General features: G+C 69.1%; 18 protein-coding genes. 10 read left to right on the forward strand and 8 right to left on the reverse strand.

Going from position 1 to position 22,020, the window contains the following annotated elements; genetic code table 11:
• Nucleotides 1–45 precede the first annotated feature (45 nt).
• Both ABE485_RS23955 and phrB read right to left on the reverse strand, forming a co-directional pair.
• Entirely contained in the window at nt 46–1,719 is a 1,674-nt protein-coding gene (locus ABE485_RS23955; protein ID WP_346517740.1) for a methyl-accepting chemotaxis protein, read from the reverse strand.
• Between the two features lie 98 nt (nt 1,720–1,817).
• The gene (phrB, locus tag ABE485_RS23960; RefSeq protein ID WP_346517741.1) at nt 1,818–3,236 is read right to left on the reverse strand and encodes a deoxyribodipyrimidine photo-lyase; all 1,419 of its coding nucleotides are present in this window, start codon (nt 3,234–3,236) and stop codon (nt 1,818–1,820) included.
• Between the two features lie 318 nt (nt 3,237–3,554).
• Between phrB and ABE485_RS23965 the strand changes: the two genes are divergently transcribed.
• A complete protein-coding gene (locus tag ABE485_RS23965) occupies nt 3,555–5,003 on the forward strand; it encodes a CoA transferase (RefSeq protein ID WP_346517742.1) in 1,449 nt (482 codons plus the stop codon).
• A gap of 15 nt (nt 5,004–5,018) precedes the next feature.
• On the opposite strand, the gene ABE485_RS23970 is transcribed toward ABE485_RS23965, so the two are convergent.
• The 6 genes from ABE485_RS23970 to ABE485_RS23995 form a co-directional block, all read right to left on the reverse strand.
• On the reverse strand, nt 5,019–5,555 hold the full coding sequence (locus ABE485_RS23970; protein ID WP_346517743.1) for a peroxiredoxin: 537 nt from the start codon (nt 5,553–5,555) through the stop codon (nt 5,019–5,021).
• Between the two features lie 79 nt (nt 5,556–5,634).
• Nucleotides 5,635–7,101 (reverse strand): adenylate cyclase, encoded by a 1,467-nt coding sequence (locus ABE485_RS23975; protein ID WP_346517744.1) that lies wholly within the window; start codon nt 7,099–7,101, stop codon nt 5,635–5,637.
• Nucleotides 7,102–7,131: 30 nt separating this feature from the next.
• Nucleotides 7,132–7,296, reverse strand: coding sequence for a hypothetical protein (locus tag ABE485_RS23980; RefSeq protein ID WP_346517745.1), 165 nt, complete (start codon nt 7,294–7,296; stop codon nt 7,132–7,134).
• Between the two features lie 251 nt (nt 7,297–7,547).
• On the reverse strand, nt 7,548–7,955 hold the full coding sequence (locus ABE485_RS23985) for a DoxX family protein (protein ID WP_346517746.1): 408 nt from the start codon (nt 7,953–7,955) through the stop codon (nt 7,548–7,550).
• A 269-nt stretch (nt 7,956–8,224) separates the two neighbouring features.
• Nucleotides 8,225–9,613, reverse strand: a complete 1,389-nt coding sequence (dbpA, locus tag ABE485_RS23990) for an ATP-dependent RNA helicase DbpA (RefSeq protein ID WP_346517747.1) — start codon at nt 9,611–9,613, stop codon at nt 8,225–8,227.
• A gap of 306 nt (nt 9,614–9,919) precedes the next feature.
• Nucleotides 9,920–10,678: an IclR family transcriptional regulator gene (locus ABE485_RS23995; RefSeq protein WP_346517748.1), complete on the reverse strand. Its 759-nt coding sequence runs from the start codon at nt 10,676–10,678 to the stop codon at nt 9,920–9,922.
• Between the two features lie 161 nt (nt 10,679–10,839).
• Here ABE485_RS23995 and xsc point away from each other — a divergent pair, with 161 nt between their 5' ends.
• From xsc to ABE485_RS24040, 9 genes are all read left to right on the forward strand, one after another.
• Nucleotides 10,840–12,651 carry a sulfoacetaldehyde acetyltransferase gene (xsc, locus tag ABE485_RS24000; RefSeq protein WP_346517749.1) on the forward strand — a complete coding sequence of 604 codons (1,812 nt, stop codon included), beginning with the start codon at nt 10,840–10,842 and terminating at the stop codon, nt 12,649–12,651.
• A gap of 91 nt (nt 12,652–12,742) precedes the next feature.
• Nucleotides 12,743–13,663 (forward strand): bifunctional enoyl-CoA hydratase/phosphate acetyltransferase, encoded by a 921-nt coding sequence (locus ABE485_RS24005; RefSeq protein WP_346517750.1) that lies wholly within the window; start codon nt 12,743–12,745, stop codon nt 13,661–13,663.
• 125 nt (nt 13,664–13,788) lie between these two features.
• Entirely contained in the window at nt 13,789–15,366 is a 1,578-nt protein-coding gene (locus tag ABE485_RS24010; protein WP_346517751.1) for an ABC transporter substrate-binding protein, read from the forward strand.
• Nucleotides 15,367–15,379: 13 nt separating this feature from the next.
• Nucleotides 15,380–16,348 (forward strand): ABC transporter permease, encoded by a 969-nt coding sequence (locus ABE485_RS24015; RefSeq protein ID WP_346517752.1) that lies wholly within the window; start codon nt 15,380–15,382, stop codon nt 16,346–16,348.
• Nucleotides 16,345–17,247 carry an ABC transporter permease gene (locus ABE485_RS24020; protein WP_346517753.1) on the forward strand — a complete coding sequence of 301 codons (903 nt, stop codon included), beginning with the start codon at nt 16,345–16,347 and terminating at the stop codon, nt 17,245–17,247. Before ABE485_RS24015 ends, ABE485_RS24020 begins: the two co-directional genes overlap by 4 nt.
• Nucleotides 17,244–18,245, forward strand: coding sequence for an ABC transporter ATP-binding protein (locus ABE485_RS24025; RefSeq protein ID WP_346517754.1), 1,002 nt, complete (start codon nt 17,244–17,246; stop codon nt 18,243–18,245). Before ABE485_RS24020 ends, ABE485_RS24025 begins: the two co-directional genes overlap by 4 nt.
• On the forward strand, nt 18,242–19,264 hold the full coding sequence (locus ABE485_RS24030) for an ABC transporter ATP-binding protein (RefSeq protein ID WP_346517755.1): 1,023 nt from the start codon (nt 18,242–18,244) through the stop codon (nt 19,262–19,264). The genes ABE485_RS24025 and ABE485_RS24030 overlap by 4 nt, the downstream gene beginning before the upstream one ends.
• 26 nt (nt 19,265–19,290) lie before the next feature.
• Nucleotides 19,291–20,946 (forward strand): amidohydrolase, encoded by a 1,656-nt coding sequence (locus ABE485_RS24035; RefSeq protein ID WP_346517756.1) that lies wholly within the window; start codon nt 19,291–19,293, stop codon nt 20,944–20,946.
• Between the two features lies 1 nt (nt 20,947).
• Nucleotides 20,948–21,934: a CobW family GTP-binding protein gene (locus ABE485_RS24040; RefSeq protein ID WP_346517757.1), complete on the forward strand. Its 987-nt coding sequence runs from the start codon at nt 20,948–20,950 to the stop codon at nt 21,932–21,934.
• Nucleotides 21,935–22,020: the final 86 nt, after the last annotated feature.

Here is a 22,020-nt window from a genome sequence, read left to right on the forward strand (position 1 = left end):
GTCGTGGGTCCGGGCGACGCCTTGTCCGATTTGCGACCCGGCATGCTACGTCATTTCCAGCGCGATGGCAGGCCTGGGGGCGGCAAGCCGTCCGGCGGATGCGGCGGCGGCGCGCGGCGCAGAATGCGTGCCCGACACCCGGAACACCTCGATCGCGTGGCGCAGCTGCGCGCCGTGCGTGCGCAGGTTCTCCACGGCGCGTGAAGCCTGTTCGACACGCGCGGCGTTGCGTTGCGCGGCGTTGTCGGTTTCCGAGATCGTGCGGCTGACGTTGTCGATGCCGGCATGCTGTTCGGAGGAGGTCGCGGCGATCTCGTTCATGATGCGCGTCACCTGGTGCACCGAAGCAACGATGTCGCGCATGCTTTCGCCGGCCCGTCCGACGTGGCGCACGCCGTCGCCGACCCGCTCGTTGGAGGCCTCGATCAGCGCCTTGATCTCGCGCGCGGCGACGGCGCTTTTCTGCGCCAGGCCGCGCACTTCGCTGGCGACAACCGCGAAACCCTTGCCGGCCTCGCCGGCGCGCGCCGCTTCCACGGCGGCGTTTAGCGCCAGGATGTTGGTCTGGAAGGCGATGCCGTCGATCAGGCCCACCACCTCGGCGATGCGCGATGAACTCTGCACGATGCCCTGCATGGCCTGCGCCGCCTCGTCGACCACCTGGCCGCCGTGCCTTGCCACGTCGCTGGCCTGGCTGGCCATCGTGTCCGCCCCGAGCGCGTTGGCGGCATTCTGCTTCACGGTGGCGGCCAGCTGTTCCATGCTGGCCGCGGCTTCTTCCAGCGACGCGGCCTGGCGTTCCGTGTGGGCCGACAGGTCGGCGTTGCCGTCGGCGATCTCGGCGGCGGACTGCAGGGCGCTTTCGATGCCGTTGTGCACGTCCCGCGTGATGCTGACCAGGCTCTTGCGCATGACTTCCAGCGAGAACTTCAGCGCGCCGATCTCGTCCTGCGCCGTGCCAGGCGGCAACGGCGTGCTGAGATTGCCTGCGGCGATCTGGCGCGTGAAGTCGGTCGCGGTGACCAGCAGCCCCGCGATGGAGCGGGCAAAGCCCCAGCCCGAGGCGAAGATCAGGAGCACGCCGCCCGCCAGCGCCGCCGCCGCGATGCCGATCCCTTCGGCGCCCAGGTGGTCGGCCATGCCGTACACGGCCGCGCCGCCGGCGGCCAGGAACAGCGACGATGCCAGCACCGCCCAGGCCAGCATGCGCGAACGCACGCCGGTAAGGCGCCAGAACTTCAGGCGCGCCAGCACGCCCCGCAGGCCGGTGGGCCTGACCTGTCCGCCGCTGAGCCGGATGCCGCGCGCGGCGCCGTCGCTTAGTTGCGCGTAGGCGTGCTCCGCGGCCTCGATCTGCGCCGGCGTCGGCTTGACGCGGACCGAGGCATAGCAGACGGTTTCGCCGCGTTCCACGATGGGAGTGACGTTGGCCAGCACCCAATAGAAGCCGCCGTCCTTGCGGCGGTTCTTGACCACGCCCGTCCACGACTCGCCCCGTTGTATGGTGCGCCACAGGTCTTCGAACGCGGCCTGCGGCATGTCGGGATGGCGCACGATGTTGTGCGCCGCGCCGACGAGCTCGTCGCGCGAAAAGCCGCTGACTTCGACGAACGCCGGGTTGGCGTAGATGATGCGGCCGCGCGCATCGGTGCGGGAAATCAGGTACTGCTCGTCCCGCAGCGTGTATTCCGTGTCATGAACCGGCTGGTTGTTGCGCATGCGTCTTGCGTCCTGTGATGGGCGGGGGCAGCGCGATCATCCGGGACGGGCGGGGCGGCGGCGTTGACGTACGTCAACAGACCGGGAGGTTCGGCGGCTTACGCGGCGGGCAGGTTCCCGAAGGCTTCCAGCGCGCGCAGCCGGCTTTGCGCCAGATCCACGATGGGCTGCGGATAACCGGCGGCGGCGCGCTCCATGGGGCTGGGATCGTGGATCGCCTTGTCGTCCAGGTGCGCCAGCTCCGGCAGCCATTCGCGCAGGAAGGCGCCGTGCGGGTCGAACCTGCGCGATTGCGACAGCGGATTGAACACGCGGAAGTAGGGCACGGCATCCGCGCCCGTGGAGGCGCTCCATTGCCAGCCGCCGTTGTTGGCGGCCAGGTCGCCGTCCACCAGCTGCGACATGAACCAGGCCTCGCCCAGCCGCCAGTCGATCAGCAGGTTCTTGGACAGGAACATGGCGGTCACCATGCGCAGCCGGTTGTGCATCCAGCCCAGGGCCAGTAGTTGGCGCATGGCGGCGTCGACGATCGGGATGCCGGTCTTTCCCTGCTGCCACGCGGCCAGGTCGTCCGGCGCGTCGCGCCAGGGCACGGCGGCGGTTTCGGGCTTCATGGGCTGGTGCATGGACAAGGACGGATAGGCGGCCAGCAGGTGCTGGTAGAACTCGCGCCAGAGCAGTTCATTGATCCAGGTGGCGGCGCCGGCCTTGCCGCTGTCCAGCTCGCCGTGATTGGCGGCCAGCGCCGCGCGCAGGGCCTGGCCGGGCGACAGCACGCCCGCGGCCAGGTAGGGCGACAGGCAGCTCGTGGCGGGCAGCGACGGGAAGTCGCGTTCGTCCTTGTAGGCGTCGATGGCGTCGTCGGCAAAGGCCGCCAGGCGGTCGCCGGCGGCGGTTTCGCCAGCCGGCCAGAGGGCGCGCACGGCGTCGCCCGGCGCATCGAATCCGTCAAAGGAGGCGGGCAGCGGGTCGGCCGCCCAGTCGGGCGGCGTCTGGGCGCGCGGGGCGGGGATGGCGCGGATCGGCGCGGTGCGCAGGCGTTCGCGGCAGGTGCGGGCGTAGGGGGTGTAGACCCGATAGCATTCGCCCTTGCCCGTCAGCACCGTGCCCGGACGCAACAGCGTGGCGCCGTGATGCAGGGTCCAGTCCACGCCCATGGCCTGCAGGCTGTCCGCGACGGCGGCGTCGCGGCGGCGTTCGTTGACCGCCCATTCGGCATTGGCGTGGACCTCTGCGATCGCGTGCGCCTGGCAAAAGCCGGCAATGGCTTTGGGCGCCTCGCTCCAGTCGTTGACGGTCAGCAGCTTGAGCGGAATGCCCAGCCGGCCCAGATCCTGGGACAGCTCGCGCAGGTTGCGCAGCCAGAAATCCACCTTCGCGGGCGCATCGCCGTGCAGGCGCCATTGGCCGGGCGCCGCCAGGAACAGCGCGGTAACGGCGCCGGCTTCGGCTGCCGCGGCCAGGGCGGCGTTGTCGTGCATGCGCAGGTCGGTGCGCAGCCAGAGCAGCGTATTCATGAAGGGGCTCCAGGGCAGGGGAGCCGGCGCGCGGTCGGGCGGCTGGCCGGCGAGGCTGGGATTCTATCCCGAGCCCGGCCGGCGCCCCGGTCAGCGGGGCCTGGAAGACGATGTAAAAACTACGAGGAGATGTGACGGGTGTTGCAGTGCAACCCGCCGCGCCGGGCTGCTGGCAGGGGGAGAGCCGAGCGGGCGCTCGGGCGGCTCCGGGCGCTTTTCGGACGGTCAAACCATGAAACACGCTGGGGCGTCGGGCGTATTGACGCGGGTGGGACCCCGCCATGTAATGGCTGTAAACGATGAGAGCAGACAAACGCTATGGGAAATCTGATGGACCTCCGCCCGTCCTTTCTGAAGGGACGCACACCCGCCGGCAAGTCGTCCCGGGATGTCTTGCAAAAGCTGTGGCGTTCCGTCGACCTGCCCGACGAATCGCTGGAACACGTGGTGCTGACGGGGGCCGACCCTGTCGTTCCCTCTTCCTTTGCCGTGGGCACGGCGGCGCAGGCAAGCATGGCGGCGGCCGCCTTGGCGGCCGCGGAAATCTGGCACCTGCGCGGCGGCGCCAGGCAGCAGGTCAGCGTGGACATGCTGCATGCGGCGCAGGAATGCCGCAGCCATTTCACGATCAACGGCATCACGCCCAATCCGTGGGATCCGATCACCGGCGTGTACCGCTGCGGCGACGGCGGCTGGGTGCGCATCCACGCCAACTTCGCCCATCATCGCGACGGCGCCCTGGCGCTGCTGGGGTGCCCCACCGGGGACGGCGCCACGCGTGAGGCCGTGGAGCGCGCGCTTGCGCGCTGGAAGGCCCTGGATTTCGAGCAGGTGGCGGCCGATGCGGGCATGGTGGTGTCCGCCATGCGCAGCTTCGACGAATGGGACCGGCATCCGCAGGCGCAGGCCGTGGCTGCCCAGCCGCTGCTGACCATCGAACGCATCGGCGAGGCCGACCCCAGGCCCTTGCCCAGGTACGGGCAGGACGCCCGTCCCCTGAAGGACATCCGCGTGCTGGACCTGACGCGCATCATCGCCGGCCCGGTCTGCGGCCGGGCGCTGGCCGCCTATGGCGCCGACGTCATGCTGGTCAATTCCCCGCAGCTGCCCAATATCGACAACATCATCGACACCAGCCGCGGCAAGCTTTCCGTGCTTGCCGACCTGGACACGGCCGATGGCCGCATCGCGCTGGGCAATCTGCTGCGCAGCGCGCACATCTTTGTGCAGGGCTACCGTCCCGGCGGGATGTCCGCCCTGGGATTCGGCCCGCAGGATGCGGCGCGCATCCGCCCGGGCATCGTTTACGTGTCGCTCACCGCCTATGGCAACTCGGGCCCCTGGGCCAACCGCCGCGGCTTCGATTCTCTGGTGCAGACGGCAACCGGCTTCAACCATGCGGAGGCGCAGGCCGCCGGGCAGGAAGTGCCCAAGCCGATGCCGATGCAGATCCTGGACCACGCGTCGGGCTACCTGATGGCGTTCGGTGCACAGGTGGCCCTGGCGCGGCAGGCGACCGAAGGCGGGAGCTGGCACGTGCGGGTCTCGCTGGCGCAGACCGCGCACTGGCTGCGCGGCCTGGGTCGGGTGGAAGGTGGGCTTGCCTGTCCCATGCCCGGTTTCGACGGACTGCTGGAAACCGTGCCGTCGGGCTTCGGCGAACTGGTCGCCGTGCGCCACGCCGCGCGGTTTTCCGAAACGCCCGCGCGCTGGACGCGTCCGTCCAGCCCGCCCGGCACGCATCAGACGGTCTGGCCCTTCAACTAGGGGGTCCTTGACCGCCTACTTCTTGGCCTTCCAGTCGCGCAGGGCGCGCATCGTGTTCGCGACGTGCGATTCCGGGCTCATGTCCGTGTATTCGTACAGGATCTTGCCGTCCGGCGAGATCACGTAGGACACGCGCTGCGCGTATTCCGGACGCCTGTCGTGGACGGCGTCGTACGCTTTCATGATCTTGCCGTCGCCGTCCGCCGCCACGGCGAACTTGCTGCGGCATTCGCTGACCGAGAATTTGTTGAGGGTGTCGATGTTGTCGGTGGACACGCCGATGACGGTGGCGCCCAGCGACTTGTATTCGTCCGTGGCCTCGGCGAAGTTGTGCGCTTCGATCGTGCAGCCCTGCGTGAACGCGGCCGGGAAGAAATACAGCACCACCGGACCCTGCTTGAGCGCCTCGTTCAGCTTGAAGGTGAACACGTTGCCGCCCAGCGACGCCTGGGCGCTGAAGTCCGGCGCGGGGGCGCCCACGTTCAGCGCGGCCTGCGCCGACGGACCGGCCAGCAGGCCGCATACCAGTAACCACGGGGCAAGGCGCTTCATCGGAGTCTCCTGAGTCCAGGCGCGGCGGGAAGGCCGCGCAAGTTGCCTACTGTAGCGGCGCGGATGGCATGGGTCCAGTTCAGTCGCGGCCCGGACCGCCGCGGCCATTGCCGTCGCCGCCACCGCGGCCGTTGCCATCGCCGCGATTCTGGTCGCGTTGCTGTTGCTGCTGTCGGGCCTGCTGGGCTTGCTGGTCGCGTTGCTGCTGCTGGCGGGCCTGCTGGGCTTGCTGGTCGCGTTGCTGCTGCTGGCGGGCCTGCTGGGCTTGCTGGTCGCGTTGCTGCTGTTGGCGGGCCTGCTGATCCTGCTGGTCGCGCTGCTGTTGCTGGCGCGCCTGCTGGTCCCGCTGGCGTTGCTGGTGGGCCTGCTGCTCGTGCTCCTGCCGGTCGCGGGTCTGCTGCCGTGCCCGGTCGTCGCGCTCACGCTGCTGGCGGGCCTGTTGCTCGCGCGCCTGTTGGTCGCGGGCCTGCTGCTGGCGGGCCTGCTGCTGCGCCTGGGCGTCGTTCTGCTGGCGTTCCCGCGCTTGTTGATCGCGGCTCTGTTGCTCGCGTGCCTGTTGCTGGCTGCGCTGGTCGCGCTGCAGCTGTTCCCGGGCCTGCTGGTCGCGGGCCTGTTGTTGCCGGTCCTGTTGCGCCACCTGCGCGCGCTGGCGTTGGTCCTGGGCCGCGTCATTGCCGCCGCCCGGCCGGTTTTCGCGGACATTGTCCCGGCCGTCCCAGCCGCGGCCCGGGCGGCCTTCGGAGCCGGGCTTCTGTCCGTCGGGTCGCCTGCCGTTATCGGAATGGTCCAGGTAGGCCTGGGGCGGCCGGCCCTTGTTGTGGTCGTAGAACTGCGCGCGGTTGTTGCCGGCGTCGCGGACGTAGGCGCGCTGCATGTCGGTGGGCGGGGCGTGGCGCTCCTTCCGGGCGGCGAGCTCGCGAGGGTCGGCCTGGCGCCGGATGCCGGAGGGGCCGCCGTGATAGCTGACCCGCCGGTTGTCGACGTTGTTGACCACGACGGTGTGGTTGTAGACGTTGGTGACGCGCGTGACGTTCACGTTCGTGACGGACCGGTTGTAGTAGAAGCGGTCGCGTTTCCAGTAGCCGCCGACGTAGCCCAGCCCGGTGTAGCCGAAGCCGTAGTTGATGCCGCCGTAAAAGCCCACGTGAGGGCCCCAGTAGCCCGCGTTCCAGAGGTACACGCCATTGGAATAGCCCCAGTAGCCGGGCGTCCAGAGGGCGCCTGCGTACGGCGCCAGGACCCAGGCGCCCGGAACCCAGAAGAAGCCGTAGTGATTGCGGCTCCAGTAGCCCGGCACCCACAGGTAGCCATCGCCGGGGGCAGGGGGCTGCACGTAGACGGGCAGCGCCGGCGGCGGTTCGGGGCTGCGGTCGACCAGCGCCAGGTTGGCATTGGCGGGGTCGCCGTTGCCGTAGGCGGGATCGTAGGCGGCATCGGCCGGTGCGGGTGGCGGCGCATAGGTCTGCGCGGCAGCCGTCGCGCTGGCTGCCAGCAGGGCCGCGGTGGCCAAGGGACGCAATCGGACGATCTGGAAACAAGGACTCATGGAGATTTCCTTTGCGCAGGGGCTCGCGGCTCAATACCCGCGGTAGTAGTAATGCGGCGCGGGATAGGCCGGATAGTAATAATGCGGCGTGTAGTAGACCGGCGCGGGACGGTAGTATGCCGGCCGCGCCGGAACCACCACGCACCCGCTCAGGGCGCTTGCCATCGCCACCAACAACAACAGACTCTTCTTCATTCGCAGCTCCTGCCGAACGCGGGGCGTGAGGCACGCCTTTTCTTGCGCTCGTAGGAATTAGGCCATAGCCGGGGCTGCGCGTTCCGGACTGTAATCGTTCCGAAACAGCTTTCGGGTGACGGATGTTTGCGTCTGCGTGACCGTCAATGTCGTTCGTATCAATGTCTGCGCAAAAGAAAGGGGCCGCTCGTCGAGCGGCCCCTCTGGCCTTGTCGACCCGCCCATGGAGGGGCAGGTGCGGCGGCTTGTGATCAGTTCCAGCGGCCGCCGTTGCCGGCCAGGCTGAAACGGCCCGCGCCCATGAAGGCGATGGCCAGGCCGGTGAACAGGAACATGCCTTGCAGTTCCAGTGCCCAGCCGCCTTGATTGTTGATGCCGCCGATCTGGCCGCTGTGCGCAAGCAGGATCGCCACGACCATGTTGATGGCGACCAGCAGGCCGCCCAGGCGGGTGTAGACGCCGATGATCAGCAGGACAGGGGCGATGATCTCGCCGACATAGGCGCCGTAGGCCAGGAAGCCGGGCAAGCCGTGCGAGGACAGCATGCCGCTGATGCCGCCGACGCCGCCGCCGGTCAGTTTGGCCAGGCCGTGGAGCAGAATCAGGATACCGAGGGTCAGGCGCAGGATCAGCTTGCCGGTGTCATCGGACTTGATCATGGTGAGTTTCTCTTGTGATGGTTAAGGGGGACAGTGCGCTGGTTGGAGCGCGCCGCTTGCCTTTGGTTCCGCGTCCGGCCAGCCCCCCGCGAGAGGGGCCGGCCAGGTGCTGGCGGCGCCATTATGGCAAAGGCCAAGCAAAACCATCAAGCATTAAGCCGCCACCGCGACAATCGCCATCGCGGCGGACGCCATGGGGCAAGCAGGCGGATCGGCCGGGCCATCGGTTGCCGGCCACCGGACCATGGCGCCGGCCGGCCTTTCCGTGCTTAGAACTCTTCCAGGAAGCGCATGCGGAACCGGCGCCCCTTGATGTTGCTGTTGGAGATGCGCGAGAACGCCTGCTTGGCGATCTGGCGGTCCAGCGCCACGTAGGAATTGAACTCGGTGATGTTGATCTTGCCGACCTGCTCGAAGGTCAGGCCGCCGTCGCCGGTCAGGGCGCCCAGCAGGTCGCCGGGGCGCAGCTTGTCCTTCTTGCCGCCCTGGATGTTCAGTGTGATCATGGGCGCCCGCAGCGGGCGGTCGGCCTTGGGCCGCAGCGATTTCAGGTCGGCCCATTGCAGCGGCGAGCCCTGGTACTGCTCGATCAGGTTGGCCCAGCGCATTTCCTCGGGCGAGCACAGGCTCAGCGCCAGACCCTTCTGGTCGCCGCGGCCGCTGCGGCCGATGCGGTGCACGTGGACCTCGGTGTCCTTGGTCACGTCCACGTTGATCACGGCGCCCAGGTTCTGGATGTCCAGGCCGCGCGCGGCCACGTCGGTGGCGACCAGCACGGCGCAGCTCTGGTTGGCGAACTGGATCAGGATCTCGTCGCGCTCGCGCTGTTCCAGGTCGCCGTTGAGCGCCTGCGCGCTGATGCCTTCGGCCTGCAGGCGTTCGACCAGGTCATGGCTGCGGATCTTGGTATTGCAGAAGGCCAGCGTGGACACCGGACGGAAGTGGGCCAGCAGCTTCGCCACGGCATCCAGCCTTTCGTCTTCGCGGATCTCATAGAAGAACTGTTCGATGCGGCTGGCGTCGTGCTGCGCTTCTACCTTGACCTCGGCGGGGTTGCGCAGGAAGCGCGCGCTGAGCTTGCGGATGTTGTCGGGGTAGGTGGCCGAGAACAGCAGCGTCTGGCGCTTGGTCGGACAGTGCGAGGCGATGGCGACGATGTCGTCGTAGAAGCCCATGTCCACCATGCGGTCGGCTTCGTCCAGCACCAGCGTGTTCAGGCCGGCCAGGTCCAGGCTGCCGCGTTCCAGGTGGTCCTGGATGCGGCCCGGCGTGCCCACCACCAGATGCGTGCCGCGCGCCAGCGATTCGGCCTGCGGCCGCGCGGCGGCGCCGCCGCACAATGTCAGGATCTTCACGTTGGGAATCAGGCGCGCCAGTCGCCGCAGTTCCTGCGCCACCTGGTCGGCCAGTTCGCGGGTGGGGCACACCACCAGCCCTTGCGGCACAAGGCGGTTGACGTCCAGGTTCTGGAGCACGCCCAGCCCGAACGCCGCGGTCTTGCCGCTGCCGGTCTTGGCCTGCGCGATCAGGTCGCGGCCTTCCAGGATGAGCGGGAGGGCCTGCGCCTGGATGGGCGTCATCTGCTCGAAACCCAGGCTTTGCAGGTTGTCGAGCAGGGCGGGCAGGAGGGGAAGGGTGGAGAAGGGGGTGTTGGTCACGGCGGGCGGATCCAGTGGGATCGGGGAAAGGCTGAATTGGGCCATAGTTTAAGGCCTGGAAGGGTTTGGCTCCGGCGGCGGTGCGCCGTTCGGCGTTTTCCAGGCCCGGTTTTATCGAGCAGGCCCGCCCAGACGAGGATCTTTGCGAACGCTTACATTGCCGTTACGACTGCTGGTCTAGGATTCGGGGACATATTTAGAGGGAATCAGCATGCAAACCAATAACTGTGAAAACCCCACGCCGGATTCGACCAAGCGCCGCTGGCCGTTCGGCTACGCTGAAGACCAGCCGCAATCCGGCGCCGGCTAAGGCAAAGGCGCGTAGGTCCCCGCCAGCGCCCGCGCCGCCTCCTGCATCCGCGGCAGCCAGGCCCGGGCCCCGTCGATCGACAGCCTGGCGACCGGCGCATGCAGCGCCACCGCCGCGATGGCCTTTGATCCGTGCAGGATGGGCACCGCCATGCAGACGATGCCCAGCAGGAATTCTTCCCGGTCGAAGCTGGCGCCTTCTTTCTTGATGACGCGCAGTTCCTCTTCCAGTACGTCCACGTCGCACAGGGTGTTGGGCGTGTAGCGCGGCAGCGTGGCGGCCGCCAGCAGGCGCTGGCGCGTTTCGCGGCGCATGTAGGCCAGGAACAGCTTGCCGCTAGCCGAACAGTGCAGGGGCACGCGCGAGCCGGACTGCAGGTTGACGCGCAGGGGCCAGGCGGTTTCGACGCGGTCCAGGTAGATGACTTCGTCGCCGTCCAGCATGGTGCAGTTGCAGGTTTCGCCGATTTCATCGACCAGGCTGTCGAGGATGCGGTGGCGCTCGCCCCGCAGCGGCGAGTTGAGCAGCGTGTCGCGGGCCAGGGCGCCCAGGCGCGGGCCGCTGACATAGCTTTTGCCGGCGGGCTCGCGCAGGAGCATGCCGGCATCCACCAGGCGCGACAGGATGCGCAGCACCGAGGGCTTGGGCAGGCCGGTGGAGTCGGTGAGTTCGGCCAGCGAGACGGGCTGGGCGGAGCGCGCCACCTGTTCCAGCAGGGTCAGCGCGCGCAGGGCGGCGGAGGATTCGTCTTTCATCTTTCAATATTTGAAGATTCGGCGAACGGCTGTCCATCCTCGCACAGAAACTGCAGAAAATGAAACGGCGAGGGGTGGGAAGCCGGGGCTTTCTGGCGCAGTATCGGATCACACCGGCCAATGAGCAATCGGACGAGCGCCGGCCCGCCAGGAGAGAGACCATGAGCAGCAAGCAACACATGACCCCCAGCGAAGCGTTTGTCGAGACGCTGGTCGCGCAGGGCGTCAAGGATGTTTTCGGCATCGTCGGTTCGGCCTTCATGGATGCGCTGGACCTGTTTCCCGCGGCCGGCATCCGCTTTGTGCCGACCGTGCACGAGCAGGGCGCGGCGCACATGGCCGACGGCTATTCCCGGGTGACCGGCCGGCACGGCGTGTGCATCGCGCAAAACGGCCCCGGCATCACCAATTTCGTGACGGGCGTGGCGGCGGCCTATTGGGCGCACAGCCCGGTGGTGGCGATCACGCCCGAGACCGGGACGTCGGGCATGGGCCTGGGCGGCTTCCAGGAGACCGAGCAACTGCCCATTTTTTCGCGCATCACCAAATACCAGGCGCACGTGAACCGCCCGGACCGCATCGCGGAATTCACCGCCAAGGCCTTCGACAACGCCATGGCCGAACGCGGGCCGTCGCAGCTGAACATCCCGCGCGACTACTTCTACGGCGAGATCGACGTGGCGATTCCGGAACCGCGCCGGATCCGCCGCGGGCCCGGCTCGGAAGAGGACCTGGAAGCGGCGGCGCGCATGCTGGCCGACGCCAGGTTCCCGGTCATCGTGGCGGGCGGCGGCGTGCTGTTCTCGGACGGCCAGGCCGAATGCGTGGCGCTGGCCGAATTGCTGGGCGCGCCGGTGGTGACCAGCTATCTGCACAACGACGCCTTCCCGGCCAGCCACCCGCTGTGGTGCGGGCCGCTGGGCTACCAGGGCGCCAAGGCGGGCATGAAACTGCTGGCGCAGGCGGACGTGGTGCTGGCGCTGGGCACGCGGCTGGGGCCCTTCGGCACTTTGCCGCAGCACGGGCTGGACTACTGGCCGCAGAATGCCCGCATCATCCAGGTGGACGCCGACCACCGCATGCTGGGCCTGGTGCGGCCGGTGTCGGTGGGCATCTGCGGCGACGCCAAGCCCGCCGCGGCCGCGCTGACGGCCAAACTGCAGGCGCGCGACGTGGCCTGCAGCCGCACGAAGGAAGGGCGCGCCGGCGAGATCGCCGCGCAGAAGGCGGAATGGGAACAGGAACTGGACGGGTGGTCGCATGAACGCGACGACTGGAGCCTGGACATCATCGAGCAAGGCGGCGGCCGCATGCATCCGCGCCGCATGCTGCGCGAGCTGGAACGCGCCATGCCCAAGCACGTGATGGTGTCGACCGACATCGGCAACATCTGCTCGGTGTCCAACAGCTACCTGCGTTTCGACGAGCCCAATTCCATGCTGGCCGCGATGAGCTTCGGCAACTGCGGCTACGCGCTGCCGGCGCTGATCGGCGCCAAGCTGGGCCGGCCCGACCGTCCGGCCGTGGCCTACGTGGGCGACGGCGCGTGGTGCATGAGCTTCCAGGAATTGCTGACCTGCGTGCGCGAGCAGATTCCGGTGACCGCGGTGGTGTTCCACAACGGCCAATGGGGCGCCGAGAAAAAGAACCAGGTGGATTTCTACGGGCGGCGCTTCGTGGGCAGCAACCTGCGCAATCCGGGCTTTGCCGACCTGGCGCGCGCCATGGGGGCGGAGGGCATCCGCGTGGAGCATGCCGACCAGGTCGGCGCGGCGCTGCAGGCCGCCTGCCAGGCGCAGCTTGAAGGCAAGACCACCGTGCTGGAGATGATGGTCAGCCAGGAACTGGGCGACCCGTTCCGCCGCGACGCCCTCAAGCAGCCCGTGCGCTTCCTGGACAAGTACCGCAAGTACGTGAACCAGCCGTTCAAGGCCGGCGAGGTGCCGCTGCCGATCGAGCCGGCGGGACGCTGAAAGGCGTGCGCGGCGCGGGGCCGCACAGGTTCCGCGCCGCGCAGGACATCTTCCGGGCGGCCGCGGGCGCGCCCGCGGCAGGAGCGAAGACATGGCAGTCGACCGTCTGTTCGAGCCGCTGCGCGTCGCCGCGCTGGCGGCGGGACGCCTGCGCACCGCGGTGGCGTACCCCTTGTGCGCCACCAGCCTGCGCGCGGCCGCGCAGGCCGGCGAGGCGGGCTATATCGAGCCCGTGCTGGTCGGACCGTCGGCGCGGCTTGCCGCGCTGATGGCGCAGGAAGGCATCAATCCGGCTTCGATGGAGATCGTCGACACGCCGGACGACGAGCTGCTGGCGGCGCGCGCCGCGGCCGCGCGGGCGCGCGACGGGGCCGTGCGCATGCTGATGAAGGGCAGCCTGCACACGGACCATTTCATGTCGGCGGTGGTGGCGCGCGAGTCCGGCCTGCGCACAGGCCGGCGCATCAGCCACGCATTCGTGATGGCGGTGGCCGCCTATCCCAAGCTGTTGATCCTGACCGACGCCGCCGTCAACATCGCGCCGTCGCTGCAGGAGAAGGCGGACATCGCGCAGAACGCCATCGACCTGGCGCGCGCGCTGGGCGTGGAGCGGCCCAAGGTCGCGGTGCTGTGCGCGACCGAATCGGTCAATCCGGCCATGCCCGCCACGCTGGACGCGGCGGCCTTGTCCAAGATGGCCGACAGGCAGCAGATCCGCGGCGGCGACATCGACGGGCCGCTGGCGTTCGACAACGCGATTTCGCGCGAAGCCGCGGACCAGAAGGGCATCGTGTCGCGCGTGGCGGGCGATGCCGACATCCTGCTGGTGCCCGACATCGAGGCCGGCAACATGCTCTACAAGGAGCTGACCTGGCTGGCCGGCGCGGGCGCGGCGGGGCTGGTGCTGGGCACGCGCGTGCCGGTGCTGCTGACCAGCCGCTCCGATTCGATGGACGCGCGCGTCAACAGCTGCGCCGTCGCGGCCCTGTACGGGCGCGCGCTGGCGGGCTGACCGGCCCGGGACCCTGGCACCAGAAAGTCCGGCGGTTTGGTACTAAGCCCGGACCCGATGGGTGGATACGCTAGACCGCAAGCCATCCATGAATGGTTCACGCCACGACATCAAAGGGGTAGCACATGCGCAGCGCAAGATTCGGCCTGGCCACGATATTGTCGGTGTTCGCGATGGCGGGAGGCGCCGTCGCGGCGGACGCGCCCAAGGCGGGCGGCACGCTGGTCATCGGTTCCACGCAGGTGCCGCGGCACCTGAACGGCGCGGTGCAATCGGGCACCGCCACCGCGCTGCCCAGCGCGCAGCTCTTTGCCAGCCCGCTGCGCTACGACGCGGACTGGAAGCCGCAGCCCTACCTGGCCGAATCGTGGGAACTGGCGCCGGACGGCAAGTCGCTGACGCTGCATCTGCGCGGCGACGCGGTGTTCCACGACGGCAAGCCCGTCACCTCGGAAGACGTGGCGTTCTCGGTCATGGCGGTCAAGCAGAACCATCCGTTCCAGACCATGTTCGCGCCGGTCGAGCGCGTGGACACGCCCGATGCGCGCACCGCCGTGCTGCGCATGAGCAAGCCGCATCCGGCGATCCTGCTGGCGCTGTCGCCGGCCCTGATGCCGGTCCTGCCCAAGCACATCTACGGCGACGGCCAGGACCTGAAGACGCATCCCCGCAATTCCGCCAACGTGGTGGGCTCGGGACCGTTCATCTTCAAGGAGTTCAAGCCGGGCCAGGAGATCGTGCTGGAACGCTTCGACAAGTTCTTCCTGCCGGGCAAGCCGCTGCTGGACCGCGTGGTGGTCAAGATCAATCCCGACGCGACCAATCTGCTGATCGGGCTGGAGCGCGGCGACATCGGCGCGCTGCCCTTCATGACCGAGCCCACCATCCTGCGGCGCGCCAAGGACAATCCGGCCATCGTCATGACCAACAAGGGCTACGAAGGCATCGGCGCGCTGAGCTGGCTGGCGTTCAACACGGCGCGCAAGCCGCTTGACGACGTGCGGGTGCGCCAGGCAATCGCCTATGCGACGGACAAGGGCTTCATCACCAAGGCGCTGAACGCGGGCTTCGCCGCGCCGGCGTATGGCCCGATCGTGGGCACCAGCCCGTTCGCCACCCAGGACCTGAAGAAGTATCCGCTGGACCTGAAGAAATCCGAACAGCTGCTGGAAGAGGCCGGGTTCAAGAAGGACGGCAAGGGCGAGCGCCTGACGCTGACGGTGGACTACATGCCGGGCAGCGACGTGCAGGGCAAGAACGTCGCCGAATACCTGCGCAGCCAGCTCAAGAAGGTGGGCATCAACGTGCAGGTGCGCGCGTCGCCGGACTTCCCGACCTGGGCCAAGCGCATCGCCAGCCATGACTTCGACATCACCACCGACATCGTCTTCAACTGGGGCGACCCCGTCATCGGCGTGCACCGCACGTATCTGTCGTCCAACATCCGCGACATCATCTGGACCAACACCCAGTCCTACAAGAACCCCAAGGTCGACGCGCTGCTGGAGCAGGCAGGCACCGAGACCGACGCGGAGAAGCGACGCGCGCTGTACGCGGAGTTCCAGCGCCTGGTCACCGAGGACGTGCCCATCGACTTCCTGACCATCATCCCGTACCACACGCTGTCGTCCAAGAAGGTGCAGGGCCTGCCGGCGGGCATATGGGGCATGCTGTCGCCGCTGGACGAAACGTACCTGCAGTAGCGGGGGCCGCGACATGATGCGCTATCTTTCGCGCCGTCTTGCCTATGCCGCGCTGTTGCTGCTGGCCGTGGTGACGCTGAATTTCCTGCTCATCCACATTTCGCCGGGCGATCCCGTGGAAACCATCGCGGGGTCCATGGGCGGCATCAGCGAGGAACTGCGCGCCCAGTTGCGCGTGCAGTACGGGCTGGACAAGCCGTTCCTCACGCAGCTTGGGCTGTACCTGGCCCAGGTGCTGCGCGGCGATCTGGGCTATTCGTACTTCTTCAATGTGCCGGTCGCCCAGCTGATCTGGGAGCGCGTGCCGGCGACGCTGCTGCTGGTGGTCACGTCGGTGACCTGTGCGTTCATCGTCGGCACGCTGCTGGGCACGCTGGCCGCCAGGAAGCCCAACGGGCTGCTGTCGCAGGGCATCACGCTGCTGTCCATCGTGGGCTATTCGGCGCCGGTGTTCTGGACAGGCATCATCCTCATCATCCTGTTCGCGTCGGCGCTGCCGATCTTCCCGGTGTCCGACATGCGTTCGGCCGGCGGACCGCAGGACGGGTGGGCGGGCGTGGCGGACGTGCTGCACCACCTGGTGCTGCCGGCCTTCACGCTGGCCTTCGTGTACCTGGCGCAGTACAGCCGGCTGGCGCGCGCCAGCGTCATGGACGCGCTGTCGGCCGACTACATCCGCACCGCGCGCGCCAAGGGGTTGTCCGAAAACACCGTGCTGTACAAGCACGCGCTGCGCAACGGCGTGCTGCCGGTGGTGACGATGCTGGGCCTGCAGTTCGGCAACGTGCTGGCCGGCGCGATCCTGGTGGAGACGGTCTTCAACTGGCCCGGGCTGGGCCGCCTGGCCTTCGACTCGGTGCTCAGGCGCGATTATCCGACCCTGCTCGGCATCCTGCTCTTTGCCTCGTTGCTGGTGGTGGTGATGAACCAGCTTACCGATCTGGCCTACCGGCTGATCGATCCCCGGATCAAGACATCATGAGACCCGCACCCATTGCAATCCCCGCCGCCGCCCGCGGCGATGCGCGGCCCAAGCCGCCGCCCCGGCCTACCTACGAGGCGCTGCGCGTCTTCGCGCGCAACCCCAGCGCGCTGTTCGGCGTGCTGCTGCTGGCGGCGATCCTGGCCGTGACGATCTTCGGGCCGATGGCGATGGAGGCGGATCCGTTCGAGATCGCGGCCGCGCCCATGGAGCCGCCCGGAGGCGATCTGCTGCTGGGGTCGGACTACCTGGGCCGGGACGTGCTGACCGGCATGGTCTACGGCGGTCGCGCGACCTTGCTGGTGGGCGTGGTGGCGGCGGTGCTGTCCATGGCCATCGGCATCACCGTCGGCGCGCTGGCGGGCTACTACGGCGGCTGGGTCGACGAAACGCTGATGCGCATCACGGAGTTCTTCCAGGTGCTGCCCACCTTGCTGTTCGCCATGGTGCTGGTCACGCTGTTCACGCCGTCGCTCGCCACCATCGCGGTGGCCATCGGCGTGGTCAGCTGGACCGGGACGGCGCGCCTGGCGCGGGGCGAGTTCCTGCGCCTGAAGCGGCGCGAATATGTGCTGGCGGAACGGGTGATCGGCGCCGGGGACGCGCGCATCATCTGGCGCGTCATCCTGCCCAACGCGCTGGCGCCGCTGATCGTGTCGGCCACGCTGGCGATCGGCACGGCGATCCTGTTCGAGGCCGGCCTGTCGTTCCTGGGGCTGGGCGATCCGAACGTGATGAGCTGGGGCCTGATGATCGGCAGCAACCGCCCGTACATCCTGACGGCGTGGTGGGCGGTGACCCTGCCGGGCGCGGCCATTTTCCTGACCGTGCTGGCCGTCAGCCTGATCGGCGACGGCCTGAACGACGCCCTCAATCCGACGTCGCGGGGGCGGGCATGAACGCCGCCGACCTGGGACCCGTGCTGGAGGTGGAGGGCCTGAGCCTGGAATTCCGGACCCGCGGGCGCGCCGCCGAAGTGCTCAGCGACGTGAGCTTCGACCTGCGTCCCGGCGAGACGCTGTGCCTGGTGGGCGAATCCGGGTGCGGCAAGAGCATGACGGCGCTGGCCATCATGCGGCTGATACCGCCCCTGGCGCGCATCGGGGCCGGCACGGTGCGCCTGCGCGGCGCCGACCTGGCCATGCACGACGACGAGGCCATGCGCCAGGTGCGCGGCAACAATATCTCGATGATTTTCCAGGAGCCCATGACAGCGCTCAATCCGGTGTATTCGGTGGGGGACCAGATCGCCGAGCCGCTGCGCCTGCACCAGGGCTTGACCAAGAGCCAGGCGCGCGAGCGCGCCATCGACATGCTCAAGTCCGTGGGCATCCCGCTGCCCGAGCGCCGCGTGGACGACTACCCGCACCAGTTGTCCGGGGGCATGAGGCAGCGCGTCATGATCGCGATCGCGCTCGCGTGCGACCCGGACGTGCTCATCGCGGACGAGCCCACGACGGCCCTGGACGTGACCGTGCAGGCGCAGATCTTCGACCTGCTGCGCGAGCAGCAGGCGCGCCGCGGCACCGCCGTGCTGCTGATCACCCACGACATGGGCGCGGTGTCCGAGATGGCGGACCGCGTGGTGGTGATGTATGGCGGGCGCGTGGTGGAGCAGGGCAGCGTCGGGCAGATACTGTCCTATCCGCGCCATCCCTACACGCAGGGCCTGATCGCCTGCCTGCCGGAACTGGACCGCGAACCCGGCGAGGACCGGCCGGACCTGCCGGAGATTCCCGGCGTGGTGCCGTCGGTGTGGGAGCGCGGCGCGGGCTGCCCCTTCCATGACCGCTGCGGCCACGCGATGGCGCGCTGCAGCCGTGAATTTCCGCCCCTGACCCTGCTGGAAGGCGGGCAGGGGGTGTCCTGTTGGCTCTACCCGGAGGCCTCGCGATGATGCAGGCGCAGCCATCTTCCCTGTTGTCGGTGCGCGACCTGGCGGTGCACTTTCCGGTGGGCGGGCGCGGGCCGGGCGGCGCGCCCGCGGTCGTGCGTGCGGTGGACGGGGTGTCGTTCGACCTGGAGCGCGGACGCACGCTGGCCATCGTGGGCGAGTCCGGTTCGGGCAAGACCACCACGGCGCTGTCCGTGCTGCGCCTGGCGGACCCCACGGGCGGCAGCATCCATTTCGACGGCAGCGACCTGACCGCGATGCGCGGCGCGGCGCTGCGCAAGATGCGGCGGCGCCTGCAGCTGGTTTTCCAGGACCCGTATTCGTCGCTCAATCCGCGCCAGCGGGCCGAGGAAATCGTGCGCACGCCGCTGGACCTGATGGGCATCGATCCGCCCGGCGGACGCGAGGCGCGGGTGGCCCTGATGTTCGAACTGGTGGGTCTGCGGCCCGAACAGCGCCAGCTGTTTCCGCACCAGTTCTCCGGCGGCCAGCGGCAGCGGCTGAACATCGCCCGGGCGCTGGCCAGCGCGCCCGACCTGATCGTGTGCGACGAGCCCGTGTCGGCGCTGGACATCGCCATCCGCGCGCAGATCCTGAACCTGCTGCGGCGGATCCAGCGCGAACAGGGGCAGTCCTTTCTCTTCATCTCGCACGACATGGCGGTGGTGGAGCACGTCTGCGACGACATCGCGGTCATGTACCTGGGCAAGATCATCGAGCGGGCCTCGCGGCGCGCGTTCTTTTCGCGTCCGCTGCATCCGTACAGCGTGGCGCTGATGTCCGCCGTGCCCACCGTGAAGGGCGGGCGCGAAACGGCGGCGCGCCGCATCCGGCTGGCGGGCGATCCGCCCAGCCCGGTGAACCCGCCGCCGGGCTGCCGCTTTGCGGGCCGTTGCCCGGCCGCGCAGCCGTTGTGCGCCGAACGGGAACCCGCGCTGCGCGAGGTGGCCCCGGCCCACCACGTCGCCTGCCATTTTGTCGAGACCCACAACGGCGAGGCGATATCGCCGTTGCAGGCCTGATCCCATTGAAACCAAGGAAAAGCCCGATGAGCCAACCTTCCGGCGCCACCACGATCTATGCCGCGCGAACCATCCTGACCATGAACCCCGCCCAGCCGCGCGCCACGCACGTCGCGGTGCGCGACGGCCGCATCCTGGGCGTGGGCAGCCTGGATGACCTGGCGGGCTGGGGCCCCGCCGACGTCGACGAGCGCTTTGCGGATCGCGTGCTGATGCCGGGGCTGGTGGAAGGGCACTGCCATCTGCCCGAAGGCGGCATGTGGAAGTTCGTCTACGTCGGCTATTACGACCGGCGCGGGCCGGACGGCAAGCTGTGGCCGGGCCTGAAGAGTTTCGACGAGGTGGCCGCCAGGCTGCGCGACGTCGAGCGCACGCTGCCGCAGGGCGAGACGCTGATCGGCTGGGGCTTCGATCCCATCTTCTTCGGCGGCGAGCGCATGAGCATCCGCGACCTGGACGCCGTGTCGGCCGAGCGGTCCGTCGTGGTGATGCACGCCAGCATGCACCTGATGAACGTGAACACGCCCATGCTGGCGCGCGCGGGCATCGACCGCGACACCGACATCGAAGGCGTGACACGGCTTGCCGATGGACGGCCCAGCGGGGAGCTCTGCGAGTTCGCGGCCATGTTCCCCGTGATGCGCCTGATCGGCAGTCCGTTCCGCACGGTGGGCCTGACCGAAGAGGGCCTGCGGATGTTCGGCAAGGTGGCGCAATGGGCCGGCGTGACCACCGCGACGGACCTGGTCAACGAGCTGAATGACGATGGGCTGGCGACGCTGGCGCGCGTGACCGCCGAGCCGGACTATCCCGTCCGGATCGTGCCCGCTGCGTCCGCGCTGACCTACGCCGGCGACCCGGCGCGATGCCTGGAGAAGCTGGCGGCCGCCAGCAAGCTGAACCACGGCAAGCTGCGCCTGGGCATGGTCAAGCTGGTGGTGGACGGATCGATACAGGGTTTCACGGCGCGGGTGCGCTGGCCCGGCTATTTCAACGGCGCGCCCAACGGCATCTGGGTCATCGCGCCGGGCGAACTGGATGCGATGGTGCAGGCCTATCACGACGCAGGCGCGCAACTGCACATCCATACCAACGGCGACGAGGCCACGCAGCTGGCGATCGAGGCCGTGGACCGCGCGCTGCAGCGCACGCCGCGCCGCGACCACCGCCACACGTTGCAGCACTGCCAGATGGCGGACGCCGCGCAGTTCCGCCGCATGGCCAGCCTGGGCATGTGCGTGAACCTGTTTGCCAACCACATCTTCTACTGGGGCGATGCGCACTATGCGCTGACCATGGGTCCGGACCGCGCCAACCGCATGGACGCCTGCGCGTCGGCCGAGCGTGCCGGCGTGCCGTTCGCCATCCATTCCGATGCGCCCATCACGCCGCTGGGGCCGCTGTTCACCGCGTGGTGCGCGGCGAACCGGCAGACGGCGTCGGGCCGCGTGCTGGGGGAGTCCGAGCGCATCGGCGTGGATGCGGCGCTGCACGCGATCACGCTGGGCGCGGCGTACACGCTGCACATGGACCACCTGGTCGGCTCCATCGAAGTCGGCAAGCACGCGGACTTCTGCGTGCTGCATGACGACCCGACGGCTGTGCCGCCCGAAAGCCTGAAAGACCTGAAGGTGCTGGGCACGGTCATCGGCGGACGTCCGCTGCCGTTGCAGGAGGCGTGAGATGGCGCGCATCCCGCTGACGGTGGTGGGGGGCTTCCTGGGCGCGGGCAAGACCACCTTGCTGAACCACGTGCTGGCGGCCAGCCCGCGGCGGGCGGCGGTGCTGGTCAACGATTTCGGGCCCGTCGACATCGACGCCGGCCTGATCGCCCAGCGCGCCGACGGCGTGATCCGGCTGGCCAACGGCTGCGTCTGCTGTTCCATGGCGGGCGGGCTGGACGATGCGCTGGCGCGGGTGCTGGCGCTGGATCCCTTGCCGGAATGGATCGTCATCGAGGCCAGCGGCGTGTCGGACCCTGGCCGCATCGCGCAGGTCGGCCTGTCGGATCCCATGCTGCAGCTGCAAGCCGTGGTCGTGCTGGCCGATGCGGGCGCCATCCGCGACGTGGCGGCCGACCCCTTGCTGGCCGATACCGTCGAGCGCCAGCTCAGGGCGGCGGACCTGCTGGTCCTGAACAAGACCGATCTGGTCCCCGCGGCCGCGTTGGCGGCGCTGCGCGGGTGGCTGCGCGAGGCGAGCGGCGGCGCGCCCATCGTGGACGCGCGCGAGGGGCGGGTGGATCTGCGCTGCCTGGCCGGCGACGATGGCGCGGCGTCGGCAGGTGATGAGGATCATGTCTGCGGGCGCCACTGCGCGCACGGCGCCGGCCCGCATGCGCATTCCGCACCCGAACATCCGTTCCAGAGCTGGCTGTGGCGCGCGCCCGCCTTGCTGGATGCGGACCGCCTGGCCGCCGCGCTGCGCGGACTGCCGCGCGAGGTGCTGCGCGCCAAGGGCTGGGTGGATACGGACCGCCACGGCCGGGTGCTGGTGCAGCTGGCCGGGCGCCGCGTGCGCTTTGACGCGCGGGCGCGCCCGCCAGCCGATCTGGACGGCCCGTCGCTGGTGCTGATCGGCATGCGCGGCGGCGTCGACCTCGAAGCCGTCTCGGCGCGGCTCGCGCAGGCGTTCGCGCACGGCGTGCCCGAGATGGGCGCGGGCGCCTAGATCTGGTGCAAGCGATTCCCCGTGTCTGGTTCTAGACCCTGGCGTACCCCGAACGTACCTTGGGGGTTCAGCGTGGGCGCATCTCG

The organism is Achromobacter spanius, assembly GCF_039673305.1.
In the GTDB taxonomy this organism is placed as follows: domain Bacteria; phylum Pseudomonadota; class Gammaproteobacteria; order Burkholderiales; family Burkholderiaceae_B; genus Achromobacter; species Achromobacter spanius_F.